This window comes from Streptomyces sp. NPDC049687, from assembly GCF_044465285.1.
Classification (GTDB): Bacteria; Actinomycetota; Actinomycetes; order Streptomycetales; family Streptomycetaceae; genus Streptomyces.
The window spans coordinates 654,683-679,078 of record NZ_JBITLN010000001.1 but is presented as its reverse complement, the minus strand read 5'-3'; the positions used below and the strand labels follow the sequence as shown (position 1 = coordinate 679,078).

General features: G+C 72.2%; 22 protein-coding genes. 9 read left to right on the top strand and 13 right to left on the bottom strand.

Features of this window, described 5'->3' with window-relative positions; genetic code table 11:
• Window positions 1-24 precede the first annotated feature (24 nt).
• The 4 genes from ACIBVL_RS03130 to ACIBVL_RS03115 all read right to left on the bottom strand — a co-directional run bounded on the left by ACIBVL_RS03130 (window position 25) and on the right by ACIBVL_RS03115 (window position 5,317).
• Entirely contained in the window at window positions 25-651 is a 627-nt protein-coding gene (locus ACIBVL_RS03130) for a DedA family protein (RefSeq protein WP_399090837.1), read from the bottom strand.
• A 220-nt stretch (window positions 652-871) separates the two neighbouring features.
• On the bottom strand, window positions 872-2,812 hold the full coding sequence (locus ACIBVL_RS03125) for an FAD/NAD(P)-binding protein (RefSeq protein ID WP_399090834.1): 1,941 nt from the start codon (window positions 2,810-2,812) through the stop codon (window positions 872-874).
• A 144-nt stretch (window positions 2,813-2,956) separates the two neighbouring features.
• A complete protein-coding gene (locus ACIBVL_RS03120; RefSeq protein ID WP_399090831.1) occupies window positions 2,957-4,594 on the bottom strand; it encodes an alkaline phosphatase D family protein in 1,638 nt (545 codons plus the stop codon).
• 78 nt (window positions 4,595-4,672) lie between these two features.
• Window positions 4,673-5,317 (bottom strand): HNH endonuclease family protein, encoded by a 645-nt coding sequence (locus ACIBVL_RS03115; RefSeq protein WP_399090828.1) that lies wholly within the window; start codon window positions 5,315-5,317, stop codon window positions 4,673-4,675.
• Window positions 5,318-5,690: 373 nt separating this feature from the next.
• Between ACIBVL_RS03115 and ACIBVL_RS03110 the strand changes: the two genes are divergently transcribed.
• Together ACIBVL_RS03110 and ACIBVL_RS03105 are read left to right on the top strand one after the other, a co-directional pair.
• Window positions 5,691-6,272 carry a TMEM165/GDT1 family protein gene (locus ACIBVL_RS03110; protein ID WP_399090825.1) on the top strand — a complete coding sequence of 194 codons (582 nt, stop codon included), beginning with the start codon at window positions 5,691-5,693 and terminating at the stop codon, window positions 6,270-6,272.
• A gap of 146 nt (window positions 6,273-6,418) precedes the next feature.
• Window positions 6,419-7,075, top strand: a complete 657-nt coding sequence (locus tag ACIBVL_RS03105; RefSeq protein WP_399090822.1) for an HAD family hydrolase — start codon at window positions 6,419-6,421, stop codon at window positions 7,073-7,075.
• Between the two features lie 476 nt (window positions 7,076-7,551).
• Here the strand turns inward: ACIBVL_RS03105 and ACIBVL_RS03100 are convergent, their stop codons facing one another.
• Window positions 7,552-8,580, bottom strand: coding sequence for a peptidoglycan-binding protein (locus tag ACIBVL_RS03100; RefSeq protein ID WP_399090819.1), 1,029 nt, complete (start codon window positions 8,578-8,580; stop codon window positions 7,552-7,554).
• A 181-nt stretch (window positions 8,581-8,761) separates the two neighbouring features.
• On the opposite strand from ACIBVL_RS03100, the gene ACIBVL_RS03095 reads away from it, so the two are divergent.
• Window positions 8,762-10,813 carry an MFS transporter gene (locus ACIBVL_RS03095; protein WP_399090816.1) on the top strand — a complete coding sequence of 684 codons (2,052 nt, stop codon included), beginning with the start codon at window positions 8,762-8,764 and terminating at the stop codon, window positions 10,811-10,813.
• On the opposite strand, the gene ACIBVL_RS03090 is transcribed toward ACIBVL_RS03095, so the two are convergent.
• Window positions 10,794-11,285, bottom strand: a complete 492-nt coding sequence (locus tag ACIBVL_RS03090; protein WP_399090813.1) for a GNAT family N-acetyltransferase — start codon at window positions 11,283-11,285, stop codon at window positions 10,794-10,796. The genes ACIBVL_RS03095 and ACIBVL_RS03090 overlap by 20 nt on opposite strands.
• 4 nt (window positions 11,286-11,289) lie before the next feature.
• A complete protein-coding gene (locus tag ACIBVL_RS03085) occupies window positions 11,290-11,550 on the bottom strand; it encodes a hypothetical protein (RefSeq protein WP_399090810.1) in 261 nt (86 codons plus the stop codon).
• A gap of 161 nt (window positions 11,551-11,711) precedes the next feature.
• On the opposite strand from ACIBVL_RS03085, the gene ACIBVL_RS03080 reads away from it, so the two are divergent.
• Both ACIBVL_RS03080 and ACIBVL_RS03075 read left to right on the top strand, forming a co-directional pair.
• Entirely contained in the window at window positions 11,712-12,440 is a 729-nt protein-coding gene (locus ACIBVL_RS03080) for a hypothetical protein (protein WP_399090807.1), read from the top strand.
• A 6-nt stretch (window positions 12,441-12,446) separates the two neighbouring features.
• On the top strand, window positions 12,447-13,031 hold the full coding sequence (locus tag ACIBVL_RS03075; protein WP_399090804.1) for a hypothetical protein: 585 nt from the start codon (window positions 12,447-12,449) through the stop codon (window positions 13,029-13,031).
• Here ACIBVL_RS03075 and ACIBVL_RS03070 read toward each other — a convergent pair.
• Window positions 13,020-13,454, bottom strand: coding sequence for a DUF1992 domain-containing protein (locus ACIBVL_RS03070; protein ID WP_399090801.1), 435 nt, complete (start codon window positions 13,452-13,454; stop codon window positions 13,020-13,022). The two genes, ACIBVL_RS03075 and ACIBVL_RS03070, sit on opposite strands and share 12 nt — an antisense overlap.
• Before the next feature lie 126 nt (window positions 13,455-13,580).
• Here ACIBVL_RS03070 and ACIBVL_RS03065 point away from each other — a divergent pair, with 126 nt between their 5' ends.
• Window positions 13,581-13,973: a hypothetical protein gene (locus ACIBVL_RS03065; RefSeq protein ID WP_399090798.1), complete on the top strand. Its 393-nt coding sequence runs from the start codon at window positions 13,581-13,583 to the stop codon at window positions 13,971-13,973.
• Between the two features lie 63 nt (window positions 13,974-14,036).
• On the opposite strand, the gene ACIBVL_RS03060 is transcribed toward ACIBVL_RS03065, so the two are convergent.
• Complete coding sequence (locus ACIBVL_RS03060) at window positions 14,037-14,708, bottom strand: O-methyltransferase (RefSeq protein WP_399090795.1); 672 nt, start codon at window positions 14,706-14,708, stop codon at window positions 14,037-14,039.
• Between the two features lie 131 nt (window positions 14,709-14,839).
• A complete protein-coding gene (locus ACIBVL_RS03055) occupies window positions 14,840-16,648 on the bottom strand; it encodes a DUF2330 domain-containing protein (protein WP_399090792.1) in 1,809 nt (602 codons plus the stop codon).
• Window positions 16,649-16,984: 336 nt separating this feature from the next.
• Between ACIBVL_RS03055 and ACIBVL_RS03050 the strand changes: the two genes are divergently transcribed.
• Window positions 16,985-19,036, top strand: coding sequence for a phosphatase PAP2 family protein (locus ACIBVL_RS03050; RefSeq protein ID WP_399090789.1), 2,052 nt, complete (start codon window positions 16,985-16,987; stop codon window positions 19,034-19,036).
• Between the two features lie 209 nt (window positions 19,037-19,245).
• On the top strand, window positions 19,246-19,782 hold the full coding sequence (locus tag ACIBVL_RS03045) for an AAA family ATPase (RefSeq protein ID WP_399090786.1): 537 nt from the start codon (window positions 19,246-19,248) through the stop codon (window positions 19,780-19,782).
• Between the two features lie 212 nt (window positions 19,783-19,994).
• Here the strand turns inward: ACIBVL_RS03045 and ACIBVL_RS03040 are convergent, their stop codons facing one another.
• Window positions 19,995-21,164: a steroid 3-ketoacyl-CoA thiolase gene (locus tag ACIBVL_RS03040; protein ID WP_399090783.1), complete on the bottom strand. Its 1,170-nt coding sequence runs from the start codon at window positions 21,162-21,164 to the stop codon at window positions 19,995-19,997.
• A 163-nt stretch (window positions 21,165-21,327) separates the two neighbouring features.
• Between ACIBVL_RS03040 and ACIBVL_RS03035 the strand changes: the two genes are divergently transcribed.
• Window positions 21,328-22,563 (top strand): cytochrome P450, encoded by a 1,236-nt coding sequence (locus ACIBVL_RS03035; protein ID WP_399092012.1) that lies wholly within the window; start codon window positions 21,328-21,330, stop codon window positions 22,561-22,563.
• Between the two features lie 457 nt (window positions 22,564-23,020).
• Here the strand turns inward: ACIBVL_RS03035 and ACIBVL_RS03030 are convergent, their stop codons facing one another.
• Entirely contained in the window at window positions 23,021-23,437 is a 417-nt protein-coding gene (locus ACIBVL_RS03030; RefSeq protein ID WP_399090780.1) for a transglycosylase SLT domain-containing protein, read from the bottom strand.
• 429 nt (window positions 23,438-23,866) lie between these two features.
• Window positions 23,867-24,328, bottom strand: a complete 462-nt coding sequence (locus ACIBVL_RS03025) for a nuclear transport factor 2 family protein (protein WP_399090777.1) — start codon at window positions 24,326-24,328, stop codon at window positions 23,867-23,869.
• Window positions 24,329-24,396: the final 68 nt, after the last annotated feature.

The following is a 24,396-nucleotide window of genomic DNA, read 5'->3' as shown; positions in this document are numbered from 1 at the left end:
GTGTCCGCACCGTGCGGACGCCGCCTACGACGTGCGCGCCTGCGCAGGCGGCCGGCGCATCACGTAGGCCGCGGCCGCCCCGGCGCCGAACAGGGCCAGGAAGGAGACTCCCGTGGCCAGCCAGGTCGTGCCCAGCCAGTGGGCGCCGAAGTAGCCGAGGGCGACGCTGTAGCCCGCCCAGGACAGGCCGGCCAGGGCGGACCAGGGGACGAAGTCGCGGGCGCGGCGGTGGGCCGCGCCCGCGATGAGGGAGACGACCGAGCGGCCGGCGGGGGCGAAGCGGGCCAGCACGACGAGCGGGCCGCCGCCCCGGGCGAGCGCCTCGCCGAGACGTTCCTGCGCGGTGGTCAGGCGCCGGGAGCGGGAGATCGCGCGGTCCAGGCGCTCCCCGCCCCGCCATGCCAGGCGGTAGGCCACGAGGTCACCCAGCACGGAGGCGGTCGTCGCCGAGAGGATCAGGGCCAGGATGTCCGGCACCCCGTCCGGGACCTGGCCGGTCGCCGCGCCCGAGCCCGCGGCCGCCGCGGTGGCCGCCGTGATGACGAGCACGCCGCTCGGCAGTACCGGCAGGAACACGTCGAGCAGGACCGACAGGCCCACCAACGCGTAGATCCAGGGACTGCCCAGCAAGGTCCCCACGCTCTCGAACACCGTTCGCTCCCCCGTGTCTCCCCCGTGTCGGCCCATCCGTGCCGCTGTGACGCGAGGGAGCGGCAGGTGCGGCCATAACAGCCATACAGCGTACGCCTCGGGTGTGACAGAGGATTCACGGGGGGCCAGTGCCGAGGCAGGCGCGGCGAGAGGGCGTGCCGGGCGTCGCGACGGGGCGAACGTTGCCTGCCACGGCACTGGTGTGTTCGGCACAGCGCGTTCACGAGGACGGGAACGCGCGGCGGACCCGATCGACGCTCGCGAGTTCGTCCTGCGGCCGTGGGCCGGCTTCCGTGCGCGGCTCCGGCCCGGCCGTCGCCGCCCGCAGGACGGCCCTCGCCACCGCGTCGGCGTCCGAAAGGGTGACCGAGTCCACGCCCGGACGGGCGCCCGCCGCGGTCACCCAGTGGACGCCCTCAGTGGGCACCCCGAAGGCGAACCTCCTTGCGTGCGCCCGGCCTTGACGGTCGATCAGGTGGTAGGGGCGTGGGGTCACGTCCAGGCCGCCGGTCACATAGCCGTCGACCGTGTGGGGACGGCACCGGCCGGTCTTCAGCAGCCGGGCGAGAAGGCCGTCGGCGGTGCGGCGCAGGTCGGGTTCCGGCAGCCGGGCCTCCACGAGGGTCGTCACCCGGACCGCCGAGCCCGGCACCTCCGGGGAGTGCGCCCGCCAGGCCCCGTCCTCCTCCCGTACCTCCAGACGCGGCCCGAGCACCTCCACCACCCCGGCCTCCACCAGCGCGGCCAGCTCCTCGATGCGGCGCCGGGGCGGGCCGATCGACAGGAAGGCGTTGAGCGGGGTGTACCAGCGGTCCAGGTGGTCCCGGCGGGAGGCGCCGGCCAGCCCGCCGTGGTCGACGACCAGCCGCAGCTCGTTGCGCAGATCGCGCAGCACGTCCAGGGCCGCCTTCAGCGGGCCCGCCACGTTCCCGCGCGCCGCTTCCCGCGCGTCCCGCCGCAGATACGCCAGCAGCCACTCCCGCCACTGCCCCGGATGCGCGAAGTCCCGGCCCGTGTACGGCCGGGAGACCAGATCCCAGCTCCAGCGGTCGGCCGGCGCCACCCCGAACTCGTCCAGGACACGGGCCTCTTCGGGGTCCCGGTGCGGCACGGCGAGAAAGCGGTCGGCGAACTCCGTACGACCCAGCAGGGCCGCGTAGTACACCGTCTCCACCTCCTTGGCCACCAACGGCCATACCTCCGCCAGGAAGTCGGGCGCCTCCCCGGAGTCCGCGCGCTTGCGCAGCCCCGAGATCACCTCCGGGGTCAGCACGAGCGGGGTGTGACGGCCGTAGGGCCCCTTGGCGTTGTCGCCGCGCGCCTGGTACGGGATGCCCCGCCGCGAGCCGGCGTGGAGCCGGGGCTCACGGCCGGAGGGTATGTAGCGCAGGCCCGAACCCGAGTCCGCGCCCGCGTGGACGAAGCGGCCGCCGCGGCCCGTGGTGAGGAGGGCCATGTGGTCGAAGAAGTTCAGGCCCAGGCCGCGCAGGAGAACCGGCTCGCCGGGGGCGAGGTCCGAGAGGTCGACGTCGGCCGGGTTGGCGGGCGGGATGTGACGCAGGCCGTGGCGCTCGGCGTAGGCGGCGTTGCGCTGCTGGGCGCTGTCGGGGACCTCGGGCAGATGGCCCTGGGCCAGGACGACGGCGGACAGACCGAGCAGCACCCGGCCGTCGTCCAGGGTGAGGATCTGATGGCCGTCGGCGGCGTCGTCGAGCCGGACGGCGCGAGCCCGGTGCGTCTCCACGCGCACCGACGGCGGTGCCTGGCGCACGGTCCGCTCGAACACCCACTCAAGGTAGCGGCCGTAATGGGCGCGGGTCGGGTACTCGTCCGGGCCCAGCGCGCCGCCCGCCCACTCGTGCAGGCTGGGGCCCGGCCGGATCGGGCCCGCGCAGTCCACGCTGTCGTCGGTGAACAGGGTCACCTGCGAGGCCACGGTGTTCATCAGCAGCTCCCGCGACTGCGCCGTGCGCCAGACACGGCCCGGGCCCGGCGGGCCGGGGTCGACGACGTGGACGGTCAGTCGCACCCCCGGCGGGAGGAGCTCCGGCGCCGAGGCGCAGAGACGTTCCAGGACGCTGGTGCCGCGCGGCCCGGCGCCGACCAGTGCGACGGCGACCGACGCCGGCCCGGCGGCCGCTTCCGCGTTCACTGAGGACAAGGGGTGACTCCCGGGCGTGTGGGGCGCGATGGAGCAGACCGCCCACAAGACCGCGGGGGGAAGCGGACGGTCCGCCTCATCATGCCGCCGGGCGTCACAGAAGCCAACGTGGGTCCCCCAGGCCCCAGTTGTCCCGCCTGACCCTCATCGGCGGGTCAAGTCCGACTCCTCCACCGTTGTCAGCGTGTCCTTCCCGCGCGCCTGCTCCAGCCGCAGCCGGGCCGAACGGCCGTGCAGGGACAGGGTCATGAGCTGGTTGCCGAACCACGGCCCGCCGGTCTTCCGCCAGTCGACGGGCGGCCGCCCACAGCGGCCGTGTCTGGCGAATCGCCGCCCGAGCGCACGGGCCACCGCGCTCCAGCCGAACCGGAAGCCCACGCGCATCGACAGCGGGATGGAGTTGTGCACCGGCGAACAGGTCAGCTGCAGCACGCGCGCGTCCGGGCCGGTCCCCTCGGGCCAGCGGGGCTCGGCGACGTACGCGTGGTGCACGTCACCGGAGAGGACGAGCACCGTCGCCGGCGCGCCCGCCCCCGAGCCCGCCTCACCCAGCAGGTCCGCCAGCGCGGCGAAGGAGCCCGGGAAGGCGGCCCAGTGCTCCAGATCCGCCGCCCGCCTGAGCCGTTCCCCGAACCGCGCCCAGCGCGCACCCCGCTCCCCCCGGCACAGGGCCGCGTTCCACGCCTCGGCGTCGTGCACCAGATGCGGCAGCAGCCAGGGCAGGGAGGTGCCGATGAGGAGGTGGTCGTAGGAGCCGCGGTCCTGGAGTGCCTGGGCGCGCACCCACTCGGCCTCGCCCGGGTCGAGCATGGCGCGCCCCTCCTCTGCCAGGACCCGCGCGGCCCGGGTGTCCACCATCAGCAGCCGCACCCGCCCGAAGTCACGCCGGTAGCTCCAGCGGACGGACGAGGGCTCGGCGTCGGCGCGGCAGGCGAAGGCGCGCAGGACGTCGGTGCCGTCGGGGGTGGCGCGTACGGCGGCGTAGAGCGGGTCGGCGGCGAGTTCGGCGGGGGAGAGGTTCCCCAGGTGCTGATGGACCCAGTACGACATCAGCCCGCTCAGGATCCGCTCGCGCCACCAGGGGGTGGCCCGCATGTCGGCCAGCCAGGCGGCGGAGGTGTTCCAGTCGTCGATGACGTCGTGGTCGTCGAAGACCATGCAGCTGGGCACGGTGGACAGCAGCCATCGCACCTCCGGGTCGAGCCAGGACTCGTAGTAGAGCCAGGTGTACTCCTCGAAGTCGGCGATCCCCGCGCCGGGCGGGTCGGCCAGTCCCCGGCGGGCCCGTATCCGTGCGCGTACGGCGTCGGAGACCTCGTCGGCGTACACCTGGTCGCCCAACAGCAGGAGGACGTCGGGCCGTTCGGCGTCCGGGTCGGTGGCGAGGCGGGCGGCCAGGCTGTCCAGGGCGTCGGGGCCGACGGGGTCGTCCGCGTCGGCCGGGGGCGCGGCCCAGCGGCAGGAGCCGAAGGTCACGCGGACGTCGTCACCGCCGTTCTCGGACAGGGTCCGGATGGCGGACGGAGGGAAAGGGGAGTCGGGCAGCGGCCACACGCGTGTGCCGTCGAGGAACACCTCGTACGCCGTCGCCGTGCCGGGGGGCAGACCGGTCACCGGGATCAGGGCGTAGTGATGGCCCGCCACCTGGAAGGTGCGGGCCGTGCCGCCGGCGCCGTCCGCGCAGCGCACCTCGGCGGTGCACGGGCGGCTCGCCTCGACCCAGACGGTCGCGGACGAGGCGTCGGCGAATCTCAGCAGGGGGCCCAGCCGCAGTCCGGCCACGCGATCACTCTCCTCCGTCGCCCCGTACGGTACGGAACGACGGAGGAGAGTGGGGAGTACCTGGCGCCTGCCGGTCGATCAGCAGTTGGCGAGGTAGCTGGTGAGCGCGGACTTCTCGGCGGAGTCGACGGAGAGGTCGTAGTAGTACTTCACCTGCACCCAGGCGCGGACGTAGGTGCAGCGGTAGGAGGTGACCGACGGCATCCACTCGGCCGGGTCCTGGTCGCTCTTGGACTGGTTGACGTTGTCCGTGACGGCGATGAGCTGCGGCCGGGTGACGTCGTTGGCGAAGGCCTGGCGCCGCGCGGTGGTCCAGGCGCTGGCGCCGGAGTCCCAGGCCTCGGCGAGCGGGACCAGGTGGTCGATGTCGAGGTCGGAGGCGGCGGTCCAGGTGGCGCCGTCGTACGGGGAGTACCAGCTGCCGCTGGTGGCGGTGCAGGCGGAGTTGGTGACGACGTTCGTACCGTCCCGCTTGAGGATGTACTCACGCGTGTTGCAGGTGCCGCTGATGGTGATCCAGGTCGGGAAGAGGTCCCGGTCGTAGCCCGTGCGGTTCTCGGTCGCCACGGTGAGCGAGGCGAGGTAGGTGCGGGCGGTGGCCGCGCTGACGGGGGTGGGGAGGGCGGCGGAGGCGGTGGGGGAGTTGAAAAGCGCGACGGAGGCTATGAGACCGGTGAGGGCCGCGAGTATGCTCACTCGTCGACGCGCGTAGAACCTGGGCATGCGAACTCCTTGGTGGAGCGGGGGCGTTGGAGTGCGAGCGGTGGAATGCTCGCCGTGTCGCGTTGCGGGGAGATGTGCGCTCGGTAAGAAGTTAGTGACGCGTACATGACAGAACAAGACGTGTGCGGAAACGATCTCGTATGATGGACGGCGCAGAAGGGGAGTAGCTCTTCGCCGGACCGTCGACATACTGCTCAGCTCGTCTGAGCCGGCGCCCGGAGGCGGGTCCTTCCACGGATCGGCCAGCGAGACCTTCGGCAAGCAGTGCACATCCGCGCCGTACGGCACGGGTGACGTGTGCTGCCGTGCCGAGGTGTCTCTTTCCTGAAGCTTCAGGACTCTCGGTGGGGCGGCCCCGACCGATTGAGGAATCTTGCTCAGCGTCACCGTCATGGCGGTCGTCTTCGGCGTCGTCTTCCTGGCCGAGCTGCCCGACAAGACCGCGCTCGCCGGTCTCGTCCTCGGCACCCGCTACCGCGCCTCCTACGTCTTCGCGGGGGTCGCCGCCGCCTTCGCGCTGCACGTCACCCTCGCCGTCGCGGCGGGGAGTGTGCTGACGCTGCTGCCGCAACGGCTCGTGCAGGCGCTGACAGGCGTGCTGTTCCTGGCCGGGGCGGCGATGCTGCTGCTCAAGCGGGACGAGGGGGACGAGGAGGTCCGGCGGCCGGAGAACCAGTCCTTCTGGAAGGTCGCGGGCGCCGGATTCATGCTGATCCTGGTCGCCGAGTTCGGTGACCTCACACAGATCATGACGGCGAATCTCGCCGCCCGCTACGACGATCCGCTCTCCGTCGGCCTCGGTGCGGTGCTGGCGCTGTGGGCGGTGGCCGGGCTGGGCATCGGGGGCGGGAAGGCGCTGATGAAGCGGGTGCCGCTGAAGCTGATCACGCGGATCGCGGCGCTGCTGATGTCGGGGCTGGGCGTGTGGAGCCTCTGGGAGGCGGTCGCCGGCTGAGCTGAACGCTCGGTGAACGGTGTCCGGCGGGGGTGGCGGTGGGCGCCCTTCATTTTGTACCGTGGGGGAACAAAGTGGCTCCCGCCCGTTTTCCCTGACCGGCGGGCGGGGCCGCCTTGTTTTTTCTACGTTCTCTGGAGCTGTCGATGCCGGTCCTGTCCGCACGTGCCCTTCTCCTCGACATGGACGGCACTCTCGTGAACTCCGACGCCGTCGTCGAGCGGATCTGGCGGCGCTGGGCCGAACGGCACGGGCTGGACGGCGACGAGGTGATGAAGGTCGTCCACGGGCGGCAGGGGCACGCCTCGATGGCCTTGCTGCTGCCCGACCGGCCGAGGGAGCAGAACCTAGCGGACAACGCGCGGCTGCTGGCGGAGGAGACGGCGGACCTGGATGGCGTGGTGCCGGTGCCGGGGGCACCGGAGTTCCTCGCCTCCCTGATCGAGCAGGGGATCCCGCACGCGCTGGTGACCTCGGCGGACGTCCCGCTGTCGACGGCCCGGATGGCGGCGGCGGGTCTTCCGCTGCCCGCGGTCCGGGTCACGGCGGAGTCGGTGGGGGCGAGCAAGCCGGACCCCGAGGGATTTCTGAAGGGCGCGGCCGAGCTGGGGGTCGCGCCGGGGGAGTGCGTGGTCTTCGAGGACTCCGGGGCGGGGATCGTGGCCGGGCGGGCGGCGGGGATGCGGGTCGTGGGAGTCGGGCCGAGGGCGGGTGTGCACGGGCCGGATGCGGGGGTGCGGGATTTGCGAGGGGTGCGGGTGGAGGCTGTGCCGGGGGCGGGTGTTCGGGTGCACGTCGGCTGAGACGGCGGCTGTGCCGGGGCGGGTGTTCGGGTGTACGTCGGCTTTCGGGTGTACGTCGGCTGAGGCGGCGGCCCGGTGCCGGTGCGCGCTGCCCGGCGCCGCGGGGGCCGCTGCGGGGTGCCGCCACGCCCACCCGTGCCGGCCCCGGCGCCACGACCGACGCTCACAGGTCTCCGGCTCGGACGTGAGCACGTGGAGTGGGTACGGCGGGCCGGGTGCGCCGGCGGAAGGCCGGCCGAAGCCCGGCGATCTGCCTCGAGGGACGTCCCCCGGCGATCACCATCGGCGGCCTGACGCATCCGCCGCTCAGGATGCCGGCGACACGCCGACGGCGGCCGCGGTGCAACGGGCGGCTGTGGGGGAGGGGACGCAGGCCGATGCCTGGCCGCGCCGGGCGTCCGCCTGACCCCCGGGCCGGGCGCGGTGTGAAAGAGCCCACCGACTCCCCGGGCAGGACTTTCCACCCGGTCGTGCGACTACGGCTCCTTGGTCTCCGCTTCCAGGCTCGCCCTCGTCGCCGCCCCGTACACCCCCGACTCGTCGTCCTGGATTTCACGGGACCACTGGTAGTTGCGCAGGGAGGTTTCGACCTCGCTGGTGAAGGTGCCGTTCGCCTCGCCGTTGTACAGGTACAACTGGCGCAGCCGAAGCTGGAGTTCGGTCACCTCATCGCCCGTGTCGCCGCGGCGCAGGACGGGGGCGGTGATGGTCTCCTGGCTGTCGTCGGCCTGGTTGTCGGGCCCGATGCTCCCGGTGGCGCGGGCCGTCGGCGCCGTCGCGCTCGCCTCGGCCGAGGCGGAGGCGGAGGAGGAGGCGGGGGCCGACGGTGAGGCGCTCGACTCCGAGGCGGACGGCGGCGGGCTCTCGCTCCCGTGGCGGGCCGGCGAGGTGCCGGTCGGTGAGGGGGAGGGGGAGCGGGGCGCGGCGGAGGACGCGGAGGCCGCGCCGGTCGAGGTGTCGGGTACGGCGGCCCGTACGTCCTTCGGGGCGGCGCCGTCGCGTGTCGGCTTCTCGTAACTGAACAGCCCGCCGGAGAATGCGGCCGCCGCCATCACCGCCACGGCGGCACCCGTGGCCGCGATCAGCAGGGTGCGGCGGCGCCGGCCGGGAGACGGTTCCTCGTCGTCGGGGGAGAGCCCGCCCTCCCCGTCCGGCGCCTCGTACAGGCTCAGCTCGGTGGTGCCGGGCTCGGCGCCGGGCCGGATCCGCCGCAGGGGCGTGGTCTCGTCGGCCGCCGGGACCGCCCGCAACGGCATCGTCGCGTCGGCCGCGTTGCCGTCCGCGCCGCCGGTCGTGCCCCCCAGTTCGACGTAGGGCCGTATCCGCAGCGGATCGAAGTCCTCCGCCGCGGCCGCCTCCGCCGTACGGGTGTCGCGCAGGGCGTCCGAGGCGCGCCGGGCGCAGGCGCAGGACGGGGTGTTGTCGGGTGCGCGCAGTGCTCCGCACTCCGGGCACGGAAGCCCCTGCGGCCCCGATCGCCCCTGCCGCCCCGTCCGATCGCTCACCTGTTCGTCCCTCCCCATGAGAAATCCAGAGTCTATGCGGATCCTCCACACGCCCGGTTCCCCGCGCCCTGGAATGTCTTCTCCCGTGGGGTTATCCCTCGGTACCCGGGAGGACTCGGGAAGCCATAACGGGACACACCGATCACGATGGACAGTGGCACGAGAGCCTCAGGAGGTATCCATGGCCTTGGACGCGCACAGCAGGACGGCGGATCCACGTCAGGAACACGTGTCCGGAAACGTCCTCGTCTCCATCGGGGCCCTGCTGCTCGGCATGCTCCTCGCCGCCCTGGACCAGACGATCGTGTCGACCGCCCTGCCCACGATCGTCAGCGACCTGGGCGGTCTGGAGCATCTGAGCTGGGTCGTCACCGCGTACATGCTCGCGTCGACGGCCGCCACCCCGCTCTGGGGCAAACTGGGCGACCAGTACGGGCGCAAGAGGCTCTTCCAGAGTGCGATCGTCCTCTTCCTGATCGGTTCGGCGCTGTGCGGAATGGCGCAAAACATGCCTCAGCTGATCGCCTTCCGGGCGGTCCAGGGGCTGGGCGGCGGCGGGCTCATGGTGCTGTCGATGGCGATCGTCGGCGACATCGTCCCGCCCCGGGAACGCGGCCGCTACCAGGGCATGTTCGGCGCGGTGTTCGGCGCCACCAGCGTCCTCGGACCGCTCCTCGGCGGGCTGTTCACCGAGCATCTGAGCTGGCGCTGGGTGTTCTACGTCAACCTGCCCGTCGGTGTCGTCGCGCTCGCCGTCATCGCGACCGCCCTGCGCATCCCGCGCAAGGAGACCCGGCACGTCATCGACTACCTCGGCACCCTCCTCATCGCCTCGGTCGCCACCTGCCTGGTGCTGGTCGCCTCCCTCGGCGGCACCACCTGGGACTGGGGCTCGCCGCAGATCGTCGGCCTCGCGGTGCTGGGCGTCGTACTCGCCGTGGCGTTCGTGGCCGTCGAACGGAAGGCGGCCGAACCGGTCCTCCCGCTCAAGCTGTTCCGTGTCCGCACCTTCACGCTCTCCGCCGTCATCAGCTTCATCGTCGGCTTCGCGATGTTCGGCGCCATGACCTATCTGCCGACGTTCCTCCAGGTGGTGCAGGGCGTCTCCCCGACCCTGTCCGGTGTGCACATGCTGCCGATGGTGGCCGGCATGCTGCTGGCGTCCACGGCCTCCGGGCAGATCGTCAGCCGCACCGGCCGCTGGAAGGTGTTCCCGGTGGCCGGCACCGCCGTCACCGCCATCGGCCTGCTCCTCCTCCACCAGCTCGACGAGCACAGCTCCACCGGCGGGATGAGCGCGTACTTCTTCGTCTTCGGCCTCGGCCTCGGACTGGTCATGCAGGTCCTCGTCCTCATCGTGCAGAACGCGGTCGCCTACGAGGACCTCGGCGTCGCCACCTCCGGCGCCACCTTCTTCCGCTCCATCGGCGCGTCCTTCGGCGTCGCCATCTTCGGTACGGTCTTCGCGAACCGCCTCGGCGAGAAGCTCACGGACGCCTTCCGGGGCGCACAACTCCCCTCCGGCCTCTCGGTGGACGCCCTGGAGTCCGACCCGCGCGGAATCTCCGAGCTGCCCTCCTCCCTGCAACCGCGGGCCCTGCACGCCTACGCGTCCGCCATCACCGACGTCTTCCTGTACGCCGCCCCCGTCGCCCTCCTCGGCTTCCTGCTGGCCTGGTTCCTCAGGGAGGACCCCCTGCGGGGCTCGGTCACGGCACCCGACGTCACGGAGACCCTCGCCAGCAATCCGGTCGAGCGGTCCTCCTACGACGAGGTGTGCCGGGCGCTGTCCGTCCTCGGCACCCGCGAGGGCCGCCGCGAGATCTACCGCAGGATCACCGCGCTGGCCGGCCACGACCTCCTGCCGGCGGCGAGCTGGCTGCTGCTGCGGATTAAGCGGTACGGCGGCGTCGAGCCGGGCAGGCTCGCCGAGCGCAGCACCGTCCCCCTTCCGGTGATCATCGAGGCCGCCCGCCAGGTCGAGGAACGCCGGCTCGCCGTACGCGAGGGCGTCGAGCTGGCCCTCACCCCGCAGGGCCGGGAGGTCGCCGAGGATTTGGCGCGGGTGCGCGAGGAGTCGCTGGCCGAGCTGCTGGGGGACTGGTGGGGCCCCGACCGGCCCACCGACCTCATCCAGCTGGTCAAGGAGCTGAACGACGAGCTGTGCGGCTCCGACCGCGAACAGCCGCACGACGAGCGGCCGGTGACCCGGCTCAGCCGAGAGCCTTCGTGAACCAGTGCTCGGCGTACGGGTCGTCGTTGTGCGGCTCGGTCTCCGTGTAACCGAGCCGGGCGTACAGGGCGCGGGCTTCGACCAGGTCGCTGCGGGTGTCCAGGATCATCCGCGAGGCACCGAGCGCACGGGCGGCGTCCTCGGCGGCCCGGACGAGGAGCGGCGCGCCGCCCTTCCCGCGCAGTTCCTCCCGGACGAACACCCGCGTCAGCTCGGCGGTCGCCGCGTTCAGCAGCCGTACGCCCGCACACCCGCCCGGCTCACCGCCGTAGCGCCCCACCAGCAACTGCCCGCTCGGCGGGGTGAGTTCGGACCCGCTGTGGGCGGCGATCTCCCGCTCCAGCTCGTCCGGACCGGTCCGCCGCCCCTCGCGCAGCAGATACCAGCGGTCGCTGACCTCCGTGTAGTACGCCCGCCAGAGCTCGGCGGCGACGGGGGAGTCGTGGGGTTCCGGGGTGATGGTCCAGGTCATGCGATCATTCTGCGGAGGCGGTGCGCGGGGCGCGCAACCCGATGTGTGTGAGCTCCGGGGAGTCGAGGACCTGCCTCTTCTCCCACTCGATGTGCCGCTCACCGAGGCCGTCGAAGAGCCGTCGTCCGCCGCACGCGAGCACCGGTACGACGTGCGGCGGCAACTCGTCGAGCCATCCGGCGCGGATGAACTGCTGGACGAGACCCGCACCGTCGGCCGGCGACCCGTTCAGGGACATGGCCGGCCGTGCGACGACCTCACCCATGGCACCCTCCTCTGCCGATGTCCGTCCTCACACGCGTGCGTCGAACGGGAGGCGGGCGGATCGACACGTGGGCGTGCGGTGTTCGGGGCCGTTTGGGAGGTGTCCTCCGGGCAACCCGGAACGGGAACCGGCCCGTGGGGCCGACACACCGGAAGGCAACCATGTCCACAGGCGTGATCATCGCTCTGATCGTGGCTGCGGCGGCCGTAGTCGCCGTGGCGGCGATCCTGGCCGTGCGGGCTCGGGGCTCGCACGGCGGACGGGGTCTGAAGCAGCGCTTCGGGCCCGAGTACGACCGGGCAGTGGCCCGGCACGACGGGGACGTCAAGGCGGCCGAGCGGGAACTCGGCGCGCTCGTGGAGCGGCACGGCGGGCTGCGTGAGCGGCCCCTGGAGCCCGCGGAGCGCGAGCGGTTCGAGGCCCGCTGGACGGCCGCGCAGGAGCACTTCGTCGACTCCCCCAAGGAGGCGGTCGCAGAGGCCGACCACCTTCTCGCCGAGGTGGCCGGCGCCCGCGGCTTCCCGGACGGCAACCAGTACGAGGAGCAGCTCGCCGCGCTCTCCGTCCACCACGCAGACCATGTGCACGGCTACCGGCGCGTGCACCGGGTGGCCCGGGTGCGGACCGGCGACGGCGATCTGTTCCACAAGGGCGCGGGGCGCAGCGAGGCGGGCATGCGGGACGCCGGCGAAACCGGCACCGGCGACGGCCGCGCGCCCGGCACCGAGGACATGCGGGCGGCCATGATCGAGGCCCGCGCCCTCTTCGACGACCTGCTGGGCCCGGCCCACCAGTCCGGCCGGCACCGCGCACAGCACCGCAGGACCGAGGCCGAACGCTCCCATCACCTGCCGTGGGGCTTCCACCGGCACCAGACGAAGGAAGGGTGAGGCGCGATGACCGACATGACACACGGCTCGGAGAGCCGTCGGCCCGTCACACCCATGGAGAAGGCACAGGCGGCGGCCCGCGGCCGGGCCGCCGCGGACACCGGGACGGCACCCGGCGCGGAGCCCGGGGACGAGCGCAAGGGCCCGGCCCCCGACGCGGCGGGGCACCGCGAGGCCGGCACGACCGGCACGACCGGCACGACCGGCACGACCGGCACGACCGGCACGTCCGTCGCCGACACCCGGGCCGAGACCGGAACCGTCGGACGCGGTGCCGGTCCCGACGACGGCGGTCACGGATCGCCGCTGCTGCCGCGCGACGAGTGCGACGAACTCTCCTCGCGGATGCAGCACGCCGTCGTCGGGTTCGTGGACGGCCCCCGGGACGCCGTCGCGGAGGCCGACCACGTCCTGGAGGAACTGGCCACGCGCTTCACCGACGCCGTGAACCAGCGGCGCCGCACCCTGCGCGGGTCCTGGCAGCTCGCCGAAGGCGGCAAGGCCAAGGAAGTGACCAGCGCCGACACCGAGCAGCTGCGGCTGGCCCTGCGGGACTACCGCGAACTGACGGAACGGCTGCTACACGTGTGACCCGTCCTCCGCGGACCCTGCCGCCGCCCGGCGCTCCCGCCATTCCCGTACGACCGCTTCCACGTCGTAGGGCTTCATACCCAGCGGGGGGCCGGGCGGCGGCTTGAACATCATGTCGCGGAGCTTGACGTTGACGTCCGTGATGATCTTCCGGACGATGCGCTCCGAGGGCGCCGCGTAGGCCGCCGCGAGGGCGTCCTCCGCCTCCTTGCGCAGAGCGAGGGCCGGAGGCAGCACCGAGAGCCCCTCACGGGCCATCTTGCCCCTGATCCACCAGAGTTCGTCGTACGACGTGTCGGTGCCCGGTGGCAACGGCTTGCCCGCGCCCGGGAGTTGGTCGAACTCGCCGCGCCGCTCGGCGTCACGGATCTGCTTGTCGACCCAGGACTCGAACGGCACACCCGGTGGCTTTCGCTCGGTCATGCGTCCATTGTGCCGGACGCGGCAGGCCCGGGCGATTTATCATGCGGCCGCTGTGCAAACACTGTTCAGCCGCTGGTCCAGTCACCATTACAGCCGTTGTCTCACGGTTTCACGAAGGAGCCGCACGTGCTCGAACTCACCATGGCCACCGTCTCCGGGACGGAAGAGGGTGCCACGGCCGGCATGCTCATGGCCGATGCGCCCAGTGAACCGGGCGCCGTGCTGCGGGTGGGCCGGGACAAGTCGGTGTGCCGCCTCGTGACGCCCGAGGACTGGCTGTTCGTCTCCCGTGTGCACCTGGAGTTCCTGTGCGGCCCCGAGGGCACCTGGCAGGTCTCCTGGCTGCGCGGCTCGCAGGACGAGCCCTCCTCCGAAGTACGGCTGATCGTCGGCGAGTACGCGCAGCCGGTCGTCTACGGCGGCACGGTACCGCTGCCGCGCGGCGGCTCCGGCGAGATCGTCGTCCTCGACCGCACCGGGCCGCGCAGCGTCAACGTGGGCTTCTACCACGAGGAGTAGACCGGGGGGAGTAGACCCGGGGGAGCAAGACCGGGGGAGCAGCCCTTGCCCGGGCTCCAGGGGCTACGCCAGGACGCGTGCCAGCGCGAAACCGTCGTAGCCCTTGGTGCCCACCGTCTGGATCGCGGTCCCGCTCAGCCGGGGGTGCGAGCCGATCAGCTCGATCGCCGCCCGGGTGCCCCGCACATCCCCTTCGTCGCTGTCCGCGGCGACGACCCGGCCGCCCCGCACGACGTTGTCGACGACGATGAGGCTGCCCGTGCTGGTGAGTCTCAGGGCCCACTCCAGGTAGTGCGGGTTGTTGGCCTTGTCGGCGTCGATGAAGACCAGGTCGAACGGCGGCGGGTTCTCGTCGGCCAGCCGCGGCAGCGACTCCAGGGCCGCGCCGACCCGCACGTCCACGATCTTGTCCAGGCCCGCGCGGGCGATGTTGCGTACGGCGACCTCCGCGTGCCGCGGGTCGTACTCCAGGGAGATCAGCCGCCCGTCGGAGGGGAGCGCGCGGGCCAGCCAGATCGTGCTGTAGCCGCCGAGGGTGCCGATCTCCAGGATCGCGCGCGCACCCTGGATCTCGGCCAGCAGCTGGAGCAGCTTGCCCTGGTTGGCGGTGACGTTGATCCCGGGGAGCCCGGCGGCCTCGCTGTCGCGCAACGCGGCCGCGGTCACCTCGTCGTCCGGGGCGAGGTGGGCCGTGAAGTAGGCGTCGACAGCGTCCCAGACCTGCGACTCGCTCATGCGCTCTGCCTCTTTCGTGTGCCTGCTGGTGACGTGGCATCTGGTGAGAGCCGCTCACCAGTCTGCCAACGGACCCGCCCGTGCGCGGGTTCCCCGGCGAGAGGTCCTCCCGGATGGCCTGCCGCGCGAATTCACCCGTTCGGCCGAGGCGCGACGGGGAGAGTGAAGGGCTTGGGGGGCGCCGGAGCAGCGGGGGCCGCAGGGGTCGGGGGGATCGGGGGCGGTGCGGAGGGCCGGGGAGGCGCGACGGGTGGGCGGAGCGGCCTCGGCGGGGTGACGGGTGGCGTGGAACGGGGCGGGGGCGCGGCCGGCCTCGGGGGTACGGCCGCGGCCGGCCCGGCCGGGTGCGTGGCTGACCTCGGTGGTGGGGCGGTCCTGACCGGGTGGGCGGCCGGCCTCGGGGGTGTGGCGGTCGGGGTGGGGCGTGTGGCCGGTTTGGGGGGTCTGGCCGGTTTGGGGGGTGTGGCGCTCGTGACGGGGCGGGTGGGCGGTCTCGGGGGTACGGCTGACCCGGCCGGGGTTGTGGCCGGCCTCGGGGGAACGGCTGCCTCGGCGGGACGGGAGGCCCGGTGCGGGGGGACATGGGTCGTGGCGGGGCGGGCGGTCGGCACCGGGGGTGGCACGGGGGCCCGTCGCCCCGCCGGTACGACCGGCGTGCTCCGCCCCGGCGCCGCTGCCGGAGGCGTCGGGCCCGGTGCGGTGGCCGGTGAGGCCGGAGGCGTCGGGCCCGGTGCGGTGGCCGGGGGCGCGGGACGGTGGCCCGAGGCGTGGCGGGGGCCCGGCTGGGCTGCCCGGCGTGCTCGTCGGGCCCGGAGCGCGAGGGCCACGCAGGCCGTGGTGAGCGCCGCGAGGCCGCCGAACACCGTCAGCAGCCACACCGGGACGTCGAGCACCCTGAGCAGCCGGTCCTCGTAGATCACCTGCCGGAACGCGGTGTCGGCGGCCGCCCGGCGCAGCTCGTGGTCCCCGGAGATCGCCCAGGGGCGCGGGAACTCCTGGGCGACCGCCGTCAGGAACGGCGTGCCCGCCGCCAGTTCGCCCAGCGGGCCCTCGGCCGACGTACCGATCCGTCCCGCGAAGGTGACCCGGGGCCGCTCACCGCCGATCCGGGACGCCGGTTCCATGCGGTGGGCGGCGAGGACGTACAGGCCCAGCGACTGCGGGGTGGCCGCCAGCCGGGACAGCCGCATCGGGTACACGGGGGCGTCGGCGGCGAAGGTGAGGTGGAGGGGGTCGAGCTCGCCGGTCAGGGCGGTGCCGGCGGTCTCGGGGGCCAGCCTGACCGCGACGTACTCCCACCGCTGGTCGACGTACGGCTGGAGGGCGGTCTCGAGGCGCGCCGGGAGGGTGAAGTCGTTCGAGGTGAGCCAGTCGTCGAGGGCGGCGGGATCGGTGGCCGTCAGCCGGGCCACGTCGAACGGCCCGAGCCGCTCGCGTCCGACCACGCCCACCTCGGCCCCGCCCGACTGCGGGGGCGGCGGGCGCCTCGCGCCGTCGTCGGCGGTCAGCGGCCAGTCGCCGTCCTGCGGCCAGAAGTGACTGCGGGTGCGCTGCACGGGCGCGGTGGCGGTCGCCAGCTGGTCGAACAGCCGCGCGTCACCGAGTTCCACCGTCGCCCGGTGCGGCACCGGCACGACCCAGGCGGCCCGTTCGGCGTCCCCACCGACCCGCAGGCTCATCACGATCTGCTCCTGCCGGCCGTCCCAGCGCACGACGGACACCTCCCGCCCGACCGTCAGCTGCCGCTGGTCGCCCGGGACCAGGGCTCCGCAGGCGCAGGCATGGGCCGGTGCGACGAGCGAATCGAGCTGGACCGCCAGCAGCGCCAGAAGGACGGCCGCGACCCGCGCGAGGGCCCGTGCGATCGGCCACGACCCGTCCCGCTCCCGCCGTCTCGCACGCCCCCTCGGTACACCGATCGTGCCGACCAAGCCGACCATGTGCCGCAGCCCCTTCGTCGTCCGTCACGCCCGTGTACCAGTCGCAGCCGTCCCGCTGCCTTCCGTGTCGCACGGGCGTACGACGGTACGGCTGAAGCGCCGCTTCCGTTCGGGAGAAGTGCCAGTTCCGGCCGCGCTGTGACCCACATCGCGCCCTGCGGAGGCAACCTCGGCCCCGGCGCACTATCGTCTTCCGGACAAAAGGAGGGCCGACGTCAGGTGAAGCGGGGGTTGCCTGCGTCTCCCCCCGGGGGCGGTGCGAGCCTCATAGGGTTCGTTCAGGGAACATCCACGCAACCGACGCGTGGCACGTACGGGGCGGGAGGCCGACGAGGCGTGGCGAATGCGGAGCACAGCGGGCGACCGGCGGAGGCCTTCGGGTCGACCGCGGTCGGCACGGCGAGGGCACGCCTGCGTGCGACCCGCCTCGGCCTCTGGCTGGTCGCGGCGGTCCTCGCCGTGCGCCAGGTGGCCGTCGTCCTCGGCACCCCGCGCGGGGAACGGCTGACGGACCTGGAGACCTGGGTCGGACCGGACGGCGTGTTGCACGTCAAGGGTTCGCTCTACGACTCCACGCGCTTCACCGGCACCCCCTTCGGCGGGCTCGTCCTCAAACCCCTCACTCGGTCGGCGGAACAGGCCCTCGGCTGGGGCTGGACCTTCGGCACACTGCTCCTGGTCGTCGCCCTGGGCCTGGTCGTCGCGCGGGCCCTGCCCCAGCCGGTGAGCAGACGTACGGCCCTCCTCGCCGCCCCGGTCGCGATCAGCCTGCTCATGCTCTCCCTGCCGGTCCGCAACACCCTCTGGCTCGGCCAGACCAGCATCATCCCCGTCCTGCTCGTCCTCCTCGGCTGCTTCGTCGCACGGGACTGGAGGGCCGCCGGCGCCCTGATCGGCCTGGCCGCGGCGCTCCAGCCCACGGTTCTCCTCTTCGCCGCGCTCCTCTGGTTCACCGGCCGCCGCCGGGCCGCCGCCGCGACCGGCGCCACGTTCGCCGGAGTCACCGCGCTCGCCTGGGCGGCGATGCCGCACGACTCGTACACCTACTGGGTGCACCACATGGCGGGCGTCGGCCTCGGCGGCAAGGCGGACGCCCTCGCCAACCAGTCCCTGCACGGCGCCCTGCTGCGCCTCGGTGTCTCCGGCCCGCTGGAGATCGGCCTGTTCCTGGCGCTCGGCGCGACCGTCGCGACCCTGGGCGTCCGCCGCGCGGTCCGTTACGCGCACGACGGCCAGATCCTGCTGGCGGTGGCCCTCACGGGCTGCGCGGCGATCACCGTCTCCCCGACGACCTGGCAGCACCAGCTGCTGTGGGTCCTGCTGGCGGTGGTGGGCCGGGTCGGCAAGCGCGCCTCGGACCGCTACGTCTGGCCCGTGGCGGTCATCCTCGTCATGACCCTCCCGGCGAAGATGATGCTGCCGAACATGGCGGCCCTGTACCCCCTGCGCGACAACGCGGTCCTCCTCGCCGCCATCGCCGCGGCCACGGTGATCCCGTTCCTCCCGCGCACGTCCCCGTACTACCGCTCCCCGATCCCCACGGAGTACGCGCCCCCGGTCCCGGCCCGCTGGAAGCACGTCCCCCTGCTGCCCTTCCTGCAGCGTGTCCTCACCCGCCCGAACCTCCTGATGGAACTGTTGCTGATCCGCGTGACGTACGCGGCGTACCAGCAGGTCCGGCTGGCGGCGACCGGAGGCTCGAATTCCGCGGGCCGGGTCCGGGCGGAGGTCCACGGCCAGCAGATCCTCGACCTCGAACGCTTCCTCCACATCGACATCGAGCACGGGATCAACCACTGGGTGGTGAAGGTCGACTGGCTCCGCGGCTTCTTCGACTTCTACTACGAGTCCTTCCACTTCGTGGTCCCCCTGTCGGTCCTGGCCGTCCTGTACTGGCGCCGCCCGGTCGACTACCGCTGGGCCCGCTCGGCCCTCGGCTTCGCCACGCTCCTGGCCCTGGTCGGCTTCTGGCTCTACCCGCTGGCGCCCCCACGTCTGATGCCGTCCCTGGGCGTCATCGACACCGTCCACGGCGTCCAGGACTTCTCCAAGCCGGACTACGGCACGCTCACCGCGTTGACCAACCAGTACGCGGCGATGCCGTCCCTCCACTTCGGCTGGTCACTGTGGTGCGGCCTGGTCATCGCGATCGTCGCCCCGAAGTGGTGGATGAAGGCCCTCGGCCTCCTCCACCCCTTCTTCACCGTCTCCGCGATCGTCGCGACGGGCAACCACTGGGTCCTGGACGCGGCGGGCGGCGCGGCGGTCGTCCTGGCGGGCTTCGGGCTGTCGTACGCCCTGATGGGGCCGCGGGCGGGGGTGGCGAGCGTGCCGGAGAGGGCCTCCGCGGAGCCCGCGGTGCCGGAGAAGGACCCGGCGCCGAGCTGATCAAGTCGGGGCGCCGGGCGCCTACGCCGGCTCGTCTCCAGCGCGCCCGGGTCCGTCCCCGTGGGGCCGGGCGCGTCGCCCCACCGGGGGTGTCCGGCCACAGGGGGAATCGCGAAGTCCCCCAGAGGGCGGTCGGCGAGGTCGAAGCTCCTCCTTCCCGATCGCCAAACGCGTCGCTGCCCCGGGGTGGTCACGTCTACCCTGGCGGCGTGCCATTGGTGTGGGTGACGGGCAACTCGGGGACTGGTAAGTCCACGGTCTGCGAGGCGTTGCGAGAGCGTGGCCACGTCGCGCTCGACGCCGACGAGGACGGCTTCAGCCGCTGGATCGACCGAGCCGGCGGCGAGATCGTGATGGATCCTCCGTATCCGGTCCCCCGGGGCTGGCTCGATCGATACGGGTGGGCGATCGTCCGCGAGCGCGTTGAGACCCTCGTCGAGGAGTCTCGTTTCCGCATCGCGTTCTTGTGTGGATCGGCGGAGAACGAGGCAGACGTCCGCGATCTTTTCGATCTCGTCGTGTGCCTGGTGATCGACGAGGACACCCTCCGCCACCGGCTCGCGACCCGTACTACCAACGCATTCGGTCAACATCCCGAAGAGCTTGCGGCGGCCCTGAAGTGGAATCCTCGGATGCGAGCGATCCACGAAAGCCGTGGCGCGACGATCATCGATGCGTCCAAGCCGGTGACCGAGGTGTTGGACAGTGTGATCGACGCAGCTCAGGAGCTGAGAGGCGGTGCGTAAGTTGATGTCCGTTCCGCTCTTTTTGATCTCGACGGCGACACGTCCACGTTCGTCTTCAGCGCTCACGGCGGCGAACCACGGGCGCGGGGGCTCTTCGGTGCCCTGACGCACCGCGTGGAGCGCGACCGGTCTGGCGCTCACGAACCCGGCGGGCCCGATCCTCACGATCGAGCCCGCCGCGTTCTCGACCTTCCTCAGCTGGACGGCGGCGTCTACAGCCGCTGAATGATCGTCCCCGTCGCCAGCGCCCCGCCCGCGCACATGGTGATCAGCGCGAACTCCTTGTCCGTGCGCTCCAGTTCGTTAAGGGCCGTGGTGATGAGGCGGGCGCCCGTCGCTCCCACGGGGTGCCCCAGGGCGATCGCGCCGCCGTTGACGTTGACCTTGGACAGGTCCGCGTCCAGTACCTTCGCCCAGCTCAACACCACTGACGCGAACGCCTCGTTGATCTCGACCAGGTCGATGTCCTTCAGCGACATGCCGGCCTTGCCGAGCACCGCTCGGGTCGCGTCGATCGGGCCGTCCAGGTGGTAGTGCGGGTTGGCGCCCACCAGGGCCTGGGCCACGATCCGCGCCCTCGGCTTCAGCTTCAGGGCGCGCGCCATCCGCTTCGACGCCCACATGATGGCCGCAGCGCCGTCGCTGATCTGGGACGAGTTGCCCGCCGTGTGGATCGCCGTCGGCATGACCGGCTTCAGACGGGCCAGGGCGTCCGCCGAGGTGTCTCGTAGGCCCTCGTCCTTGTCGACCAGGCGCCACATGCCCTGCCCCGCCGCCTGTTCCTCCTCCGTCGTCGGGACCTGGACCGCGAAGGTCTCACGCTTGAAGCGTTCCTCCGACCAGGCCACCGCCGCGCGGGACTGGGACAGCAGGCCCAGTTCGTCCACGTCCTGCCTCGTCAGGCCGCGGTTGCGGGCGATCCGCTCCGCCGCCTCGAACTGATTGGGCAGGTCGACGTTCCACTCCTCCGGGAACGGCTTTCCCGGGCCGTGCTTCGAGCCTGAGCCGAGCGGGACGCGGGACATCGCCTCCACCCCGCAGCTGATCCCGACGTCTATGACGCCCGCCGCGATCATGTTCGCCGTCATGTGCGACGCCTGCTGCGAGGAGCCGCACTGGCAGTCGACCGTCGTCGCCGCGGTTTCGTAGGGGAGGCCCATCGTCAGCCAGGCGGTGCGGGCCGGGTTCATGGACTGTTCGCCGGCGTGGGTCACCGTGCCGCCGACGATTTGCTCGACCGCGTCGGCGGGTATGCCGGTGCGGCCCAGGAGCTCGCGGTAGGTCTCGCCCAGGAGGTAGGCGGGGTGCAGGTTGGCGAGCGCGCCGCCGCGCTTGCCGATAGGGGTGCGGACTGCTTCCACGATCACGGGTTCGGCGGCCATGGGTGCGGATCCTCCTCCGAGGAACTAGTACGTGTTCTAGTTCGTCAGAGCAGTCTGCGGACGTGATGTGCGTCACCGCAAGGGTCTTGCAGCCTCAAGCGCCCTGAACTACCTTCACGGCAATCTGTATCTGATGACGTGTCAGATTTGGCTGGAGCTGCCCATGCCCTGTCCAGCGCTTCCCGACGGGTTCGACTTCACCGACCCCGACCTGCTGCACCACCGTGTGCCCCACCCCGAGTTCGCCGAGCTGAGGCTCGCCGAGCCGGTCCGCTGGATCCCTCAGCCGGGCAACGTCGCCGGCTTCCAGGACGAGGGGTACTGGGCGGTCACCCGGCACGCGGATGTGAAATACGTTTCCACCCACCCCGAGCTGTTCTCCTCCTGGGTCAACACCGCGATCATCCGGTTCAACGAGCACATTCCGCGTGAGTCCATCGACGCTCAGCGGTTCATCATGTTGAACATGGATCCGCCCGAGCACACGCGGGTGCGGCAGATCGTGCAGCGCGGGTTCACGCCCCGGGCCATCCGAGGTCTGGAGGAGCGGCTGCGGGCGCGGGCCACCGCCATCGCCGAAGCCGCCCGCGCCCACGACGGCCCCTTCGACTTCGTCACCGACGTCGCCTGTGAACTGCCGCTCCAGGCCATCGCCGAGCTGATCGGCGTACCCCAGGACGACCGGGCCAAGATCTTCGACTGGTCCAACAAGATGATCGCGTACGACGATCCCGAGTACGCCATCACCGAGGAGGTCGGACACCAGTCCGCCGCCGAGCTGATCTCGTACGCCATGAACATGGCTGCGGAGCGCAAGCGCTGTCCGGCGCACGACATCGTCTCCACGCTCGTGGCCGCCGAGGACGAGGGGAATCTCAACTCCGACGAGTTCGGGTTCTTCGTGCTGATGCTGGCTGTCGCGGGGAACGAGACCACCCGTAACGCGATCACGCACGGGATGCATGCCTTTCTCACGCATCCCGAGCAGTGGGAGTTGTACAAGGAGCGCAGGCCCGACACCGCCGCCGAGGAGATCGTGCGGTGGGCCACACCTGTCGTCTCCTTCCAGCGGACCGCCACCCAGGACACCGAACTCGGCGGCAAGCTGATCAGGAAGGGCGACCGGGTCGGGATCTTCTACGCCTCCGCCAACCACGATCCGGAGGTGTTCGACCGGCCTGACGAGTTCGACGTCACCCGGGATCCCAATCCTCATCTCGGATTCGGTGGCGGAGGGCCGCACTTCTGTCTCGGCAAATCGCTCGCCGTGCTCGAGATCAACCTCATCTTCAACGCCATCGCGGACGCCATGCCGGGGCTGCGGCTCGTCGAGGATCCCCGGAGGCTGCGGTCGGCCTGGATCAACGGAGTGAAGGAGCTGAAGGTCACCACCGGCTGAGTGTTCAGTCCTCCCCGGAGGCCACCACCGCCGGCACGCCCGACATCGCCGCCGCCGGCAGCAGCGGGGCGGCGATGCCGTGGTGGAGTGCCAGGGTCGCGCCGGAACATCGAGGTCACGGCCGCCGTAAGCCGACGTGAGCGGCGACCCGGGCCGCCGGCCGCGGGGGAGCCGGAGGCGAGGCCTCGGGGTCGTCGTCACCACGGTGGTCGTGGAGGGGGCGGGTACGGTCGGTTTCCGGACAATCCGTCGCGCGGGACGGCCTGGGCGCCCAGGGTGATCGGGGTCCAGGTGCGGCGAGAGCCGCCGCCGGTGCCCGGACGACCCGGCCGCCCGACGAGACCGAGATGGCTGACCGTGCCGATCAGGCCGCTGACACGGCCGACGGCGAAGGCGGCGGTCCCCGGGGATCGGGGGACCGCCGCCTTCGCGCGCGTCAGGGGGTGCTGGGCGTGGCTCAGTACCAGTGGTGCGCCTGCCAGAAGTTCCAGGCGCCGACCGGGCTGCCGTAGCGGGAGTTCATGTAGTTCAGACCCCACTTGATCTGCGTGGCGGCGTTGGTCTTCCAGTCGGAACCGGCCGAGGCCATCTTGGAGCCGGGGAGGGCCTGGACGAGGCCGTAGGCGCCGGAGGAGGCGTTGGTGGCGCTGACGTTCCAGCCGCTCTCGTGCTTCACGATGTTGGAGAAGGCCTTGTACTGAGCCGCGTCCGGGATCATCTTGTGCGCGATCGCCTGGGCCTGCGAGGCCGAGCTCGCGGTGGCCGCGTGGGCGGGCGCCGCGGACAGGGCCATACCGGCGGTGGCGGCGGCCACGGCGGCGGTGGTGAGGGCCTTCTTCGGGGAAGCGATGCGGCGGATGACGGAGAGGGACACGGAGAACCTTTTTTCTTCGGGGACGTGGTGGTCGCCCGCATGCCGGAGTCACGCGGTGCGTGGCCGCTCCGCGTGGGGTGCGGTGGGTGGCTGCATGCGTCGGCGCCGAGGCCCGTGGGCTTGTCGGCGCCGTGCGACGTCATCCAGAGAAGCAGGATCGAGAGGTGTCCGCAAAGACCCCTTTTGCTAGTTGTGGCCGTACTCGGGGTGAAGGTCGTTTCTGTGACCTGGCTCTCAATCCGCAGGTCAGAGGGCTGAATGGCGTGGACATGGCGTCCGATATGCACTACTGAAGTGATTAGTAGGTGATGTGGGTCATGTGGGGTGCTTCACCGGTCAACGGCCCTTGAACGTGACCGCGGTCTCGAACGCGGCGCTCCGTGTGGCTCTGCGTAGTGCCTTCGGTACCGGGCCCGCGCCGCCGACGGACTACAGGCGCGGTGTCGGGCTGCCGCAGGGCAGGAAGAGGACGCGGGCCGCCAGGAGCCAGGAGCCCTCGTGGGTGCGGTGGAGGGTGTCCTCGTAGTGGCCTATCCGGACCGGGGGCATGGCGCCCGGGGTGTCGTCGACGCGGTAGGTGGTGAAGTACGAGGTGGCCGTCGCCGTGTCCCGGGACGTCACCCGGACGCGGACGTCGGCCATCAGCCGGCGGGCGTGGCAGTCGGCGGGGCGGGAGCCGAAGTGGGCGCGCAGGTCGGCGCGGCCCTTGACCAGACGGTCGCCCTCGGGCCAGGCCCATGTGCCGTCCTCGGTGAACAGTTCGGCCACGGAGCCGGGTTCGCCGAGGTCGAGGCGGTGAACCAGGTCGAGGAGCAGGCGCTGACAGGCTCGTTCGGCGAGGAGTTGTTCGATCGGGTCCATGGGCGTCGCCACCAGAGGGTCCGGATGCATGTCAGGGGACCGTAGGGCGCGGTCGTGAACGGCACGGTTCCCCGGTGTGAACGGCACCGCTCACACAG

Coding starts and splice junctions, on each gene's coding strand:
- ACIBVL_RS03055 (WP_399090792.1), bottom strand. CDS start 16,648: ATGGTCGGCTTGGTCGGCACGATCGGTGTACCGAGGGGGCGTGCGAGA.
- ACIBVL_RS03115 (WP_399090828.1), bottom strand. CDS start 5,317: ATGCCCAGGTTCTACGCGCGTCGACGAGTGAGCATACTCGCGGCCCTC.
- ACIBVL_RS03105 (WP_399090822.1), top strand. CDS start 6,419: ATGCCGGTCCTGTCCGCACGTGCCCTTCTCCTCGACATGGACGGCACT.
- ACIBVL_RS03025 (WP_399090777.1), bottom strand. CDS start 24,328: ATGCATCCGGACCCTCTGGTGGCGACGCCCATGGACCCGATCGAACAA.
- ACIBVL_RS03070 (WP_399090801.1), bottom strand. CDS start 13,454: ATGACCGAGCGAAAGCCACCGGGTGTGCCGTTCGAGTCCTGGGTCGAC.
- ACIBVL_RS03075 (WP_399090804.1), top strand. CDS start 12,447: ATGACCGACATGACACACGGCTCGGAGAGCCGTCGGCCCGTCACACCC.
- ACIBVL_RS03040 (WP_399090783.1), bottom strand. CDS start 21,164: ATGGCCGCCGAACCCGTGATCGTGGAAGCAGTCCGCACCCCTATCGGC.
- ACIBVL_RS03060 (WP_399090795.1), bottom strand. CDS start 14,708: ATGAGCGAGTCGCAGGTCTGGGACGCTGTCGACGCCTACTTCACGGCC.
- ACIBVL_RS03035 (WP_399092012.1), top strand. CDS start 21,328: ATGCCCTGTCCAGCGCTTCCCGACGGGTTCGACTTCACCGACCCCGAC.
- ACIBVL_RS03095 (WP_399090816.1), top strand. CDS start 8,762: ATGGCCTTGGACGCGCACAGCAGGACGGCGGATCCACGTCAGGAACAC.
- ACIBVL_RS03090 (WP_399090813.1), bottom strand. CDS start 11,285: ATGACCTGGACCATCACCCCGGAACCCCACGACTCCCCCGTCGCCGCC.
- ACIBVL_RS03085 (WP_399090810.1), bottom strand. CDS start 11,550: ATGGGTGAGGTCGTCGCACGGCCGGCCATGTCCCTGAACGGGTCGCCG.
- ACIBVL_RS03080 (WP_399090807.1), top strand. CDS start 11,712: ATGTCCACAGGCGTGATCATCGCTCTGATCGTGGCTGCGGCGGCCGTA.